Annotated in this window: 2 protein-coding genes and 4 tRNA genes; 4 read left to right on the forward strand and 2 right to left on the reverse strand. The window is 65.9% G+C overall.

The genetic code is table 11. The annotated features are described in order from the left end of the window. Positions 1-321 precede the first annotated feature (321 nt). The gene (locus tag MJ777_RS22395) at positions 322-1,113 is read right to left on the reverse strand and encodes a Crp/Fnr family transcriptional regulator (protein WP_239311356.1); all 792 of its coding nucleotides are present in this window, start codon (positions 1,111-1,113) and stop codon (positions 322-324) included. Positions 1,114-1,621: 508 nt separating this feature from the next. Beyond that, positions 1,622-1,693 (reverse strand) — tRNA-Val (locus MJ777_RS22400). Between the two features lie 506 nt (positions 1,694-2,199). Here MJ777_RS22400 and MJ777_RS22405 point away from each other — a divergent pair. From MJ777_RS22405 to MJ777_RS22420, 4 genes are all read left to right on the forward strand, one after another. Further along, entirely contained in the window at positions 2,200-2,631 is a 432-nt protein-coding gene (locus MJ777_RS22405) for an SsgA family sporulation/cell division regulator (RefSeq protein WP_239311355.1), read from the forward strand. Between the two features lie 516 nt (positions 2,632-3,147). Continuing rightward, positions 3,148-3,220, forward strand: a tRNA-Gly gene (locus MJ777_RS22410). 46 nt (positions 3,221-3,266) lie between these two features. Next, positions 3,267-3,338, forward strand: a tRNA-Cys gene (locus MJ777_RS22415). A gap of 23 nt (positions 3,339-3,361) precedes the next feature. Further along, a tRNA-Val gene (locus MJ777_RS22420) sits at positions 3,362-3,433 on the forward strand. Positions 3,434-4,029 lie beyond the last annotated feature (596 nt).

The raw sequence follows: 4,029 nt of genomic DNA on the forward strand, positions 1-4,029 counted from the left end.
GCTTCGCACTTTCTCCACAAGGCACAACCACGCCCCGGCGACGTTGGCGACAAAAACGCAGGCAGCGGGGCTGGGGACGGACGATGGCAGCGCCCCGGCGCGCCACCCTCGACGGCGCGTCGAGAAACGCGCCCACCGCCCGTCGGCAGGGAAACAGGCTAAGAGCGCCCGGCAATAGGGGAGCGGCGTCGCGGGGCTGGGGTACGCACCTCGCATCGTTGTCGTCGGTCGCCACCCAACACCAGGGTGGCTCCCTCCTCCGCCTTGCGATGCACGCACCCCAGCCCCGCTCCTTGATCCACACCCCTATTGCCGGGCGCTCTAGCTGTCGCCGTCCGCGACATCCCCGAGCCTGGACAGGTCGTGGACGACGATTCGCCGATAGCGGGTGCTGAGTATGCCGGCACTCCGCAGCTCCGCGAGCGCCTTGTGCGCGCTGGGCTCGCCAGCGCCGATCAGCCCACCGATCTCGGGCTGGGTCAGCACACCGATCGAGATACCGTCAGCGACCGGCGTGCCGTGCAGGTAGGCGAGCTCGACCAGGACACGCGCCAGCCGGATCTTCACATGGTCGCCGTAGTCGACCCTGCGCCGTGTCGACCAGCGCAGCTTCGCCGCCATCGCGCGGTTCATCTCCGCCGCCATCATCGGGTTGCCGACCAGGAACTGCTCCATGTCGACCGAGCTGATCCGGCGTGCGGTCACCGCGCCGCCAGCGGTCACCGTGGCGGAACGGGGCTCACCGTCCATAGCCGCGATCTCACCGACGACATCTCCACCGACACGGACGGCAAGCAGTGCCCGGACGCCGTGCGGGGTCACTCCGGTGACTTTGCACACGCCGTCAAGCAGGATGAACAGATCCCGGTCCAGGTCACCTTCAATAATCAGAGTTGTCCCGCTGGCATACCGAACGAACTGCCCGAGCTCCAGCAACGCACCCCGTAGCCGCTGGTCCAACCGCCCGAGGAAGGTGTGCGCGGGCCAGTCACGGCCGTACCGAGGCTCGTCCGGGCCCGCGCCGTCCCCGCCGTTCACCATCCCGATTCCCACTCCGCCGGTACCCACCCGAGCTCTTTCATGGAGCGGGGTGACCATCCCCGTCGTATCCATGGCAGGTATCGCCTCCCCAGGCACAAACATGGTTCGCCCCCCGCGCTCCGTACTTCCGACGACCGGCTCTTCCGTGCTCCGCCCGACCTCGTGCCCTGCCTTCAACAGTCGGCCCCCCGATTAGTCGATCCAGCGAAACACCACGTCGAACGCCATCTAACCCGGGCCGCCCACGAACATGTAGTCAGCGCCGTCCAGCACGTCCAGCACAAAACATGATATACACCGCATCGGACGTAAGAACCTCTCGCGTCATGGCTTTGGCTCACCGCCTCCAGGCAGCCCCTGGCCGCCTTCTCGGCCAAACCGATACAACTCATCCGATATCGGTCTGGCCTGCGGCCTTACCAGGAACCACCTGGACGCGGCTCCCTGATCGAACGACGGCTTCCAGAACACGCCGCAGTGCCACCGAGCGCGGAACAACCGCGATCACGCATATGGCGGACACCGGGTGCCCGCTGACCCACAATGATCGACAAAGGCCGACGAGTGGCGAAAGTACCTGTGGGCGTACGTGGTTTCGAACCACGGACCTCTGCCGTGTGAAGGCAGCGCTCTACCACTGAGCTATACGCCCGGAAGACGTCTGAAGCTTACTACGCCGCCGCGGGGATGCCGCGAGGGGGCGGCCGGATCGAGGGCGATGCCCCGGGTCCGGGCCCGGCTGTGGCGAGGCCGACGGTCCACGCGGAAGCGTCCCGCGATGTCGACGACGTTAGGTCTTGCGGAATGGGGTCTCGTCGGTCACGATCCGGACACAACTCACCTCGATTGGGACGAGGAGGAGAGGGGTAGACCTCCCCTGACGCACACTGCAACAGCAGCGATCAAACACGAAGGGTAATCGACCTACGGGGGGTGTGCCACATGGCGCGAACCGACGCACGCGGCCACGGACGCCGCACACCGTGGCCTCCATCAGCCAGTCTCGGCCTGCACACCCGCGCTATGTCGGGCAAGTCTCCCGAACCGGCGTAACGGATGTTCAAGTCGCATAACCTTGTTTCCAACGAGCCTCAAAGAGGGAACTATCTCGTTACACGGGTGCTCGCCCGCACCACCGCAGCACTGAGAGGCCGCCCGATGACAATTCGCCACGATTCCATCACAGCAGAGCTCGCACTTCGGCTCGTCGTTCCCGGTGGAGCGCCCGTCCCAGTCGCGGCGACGATGCGCTATGAACCGGCGGACCCGTACGCGGTCAGCATCGGGTTCCGTACGGGCGCGGACGAGGTTGTCGAGTGGACGTTCGCCCGGCAGCTGCTCAGCGACGGTGTCCGGCGCCCGGCCGGCGACGGAGACGTTCAGGTCTGGCCAGCGGCCCAGTCCGGCGGACGGATCGTCTGTCTCTCCCTGTCCAGCCCGTCGGGCCACGCGTTGTTCGAGATGCCGCGCTCGGAGGTGTTGTCATTCCTGCGCCGCACCTACTCGGTGGTGCCGCTCGGCGGGGAAAGCGACATCGTCGACCTGGACGCGGAGCTTGCGCTGCTCATCTGGGGCGGCTCTCAGACCTGACATCGCCAGGGCGGCTACCAAGAGCGACCGGCAGCACGACCAGCGCCATGTCCGCGCGGCCTTCAGCCTGTTGGATCCCTGACGTCGCCGGGGCGGGCAGCTGTCCCGGCGACGTCCCAGTCAGGACTCTCGTTTCCGCTGCGGGCGGCCAGTTCGAAGTCACACACCGTGAGAATTGCGTCGCAAAACATGACTTCGCCGCAGTGGGGCGGCCGATGTCGCCACGCCCGCGGATCGCACGCACCGCGGCCCTTTCGGCAGGCTGGAGACACCCCCGCCGGCCCCGCTACCCGAGCCGGCCCCGCCCCCGTGCCACGCATCACCTACCAGACCTACCAGCACCGCCGGGCTGGGTGGCCAAGCCACCTGCCACAAGCACAACCGGGCACGACCGGCGAGCGCGCGCTGGACTCTGACACAGAAACCGCACATCGCCGACACATCGCACGGCGGTTCATTCGACGCTTCGCTCATCGTCCGCTAGAGTGCTAGCTGCACCGCCGAACAGCGGGGCGCGCGGACGTGGCTCAGCTGGTAGAGCATCACCTTGCCAAGGTGAGGGTCGCGGGTTCGAATCCCGTCGTCCGCTCGAGACTGTGAGAGGTCAGAGGTCAAGCTGGTTCCGGCCTCCTCCCGGCGGAGTGGCCGAGTGGCTTAGGCAAGGGCCTGCAAAGCCCTGTACGCGGGTTCGATTCCCGCCTCCGCCTCCGCAACAATCTCGAACAAACTGGGGCGATTAGCTCAGTGGGAGAGCGCTACCTTGACACGGTAGAGGTCACTGGTTCAATCCCAGTATCGCCCACCCCTCCAAGTACGCTGCGGCGTAACGGAAATGGCCATCCTGAGCTGGGTGGCCATCCTCATGACGCGCACCACGATGTCGAGCGGGGCGACGTCGAAGGTGGTCCGTCGCGGTGGCCAGCGCTCGTGCGGGCGAGCGCGTCGGCGCATCCGGGTAGGCGTCTGGAGCCGACGAACCGGTCCGCATATTGTCGGCCTGCGTGCCTGATGCGGCACGCCTGGAGCCGGCCGGCATCGAGCTCGGCGAGGAACTTTCCTTCCGCTTCGTCCTGGACAGCTGACTCTCAGCAAAGGGACGCGACTCCTACGGTCCTGGCTGGACGGACGCCGGCCAGGCCGCGGCATGCTCTGGTCATGCCCTTCGGATACGCCTCCCAGGCAAGCAATGATCACAAGTCATACGCACAACTTCGCGCTCCCGTCAAACGACTCAACCTTGATCGACATCCAGAACCTCCAACACGCCGACAAAACGGGGAGGTTCTGGCAAAGATCGATATCCCTGTGACCTGCACAAACGTAAACGATCAATCTTTTGGATCAGTTTATCCACAGCCCCCGCCGGGAGGTTCTGGAAGGATCTTGCAAACGCGCAGG

This window comes from Protofrankia sp. Cj5 (genome assembly GCF_917627405.1).
Classification (GTDB): Bacteria; Actinomycetota; Actinomycetes; order Frankiales; family Frankiaceae; genus Protofrankia.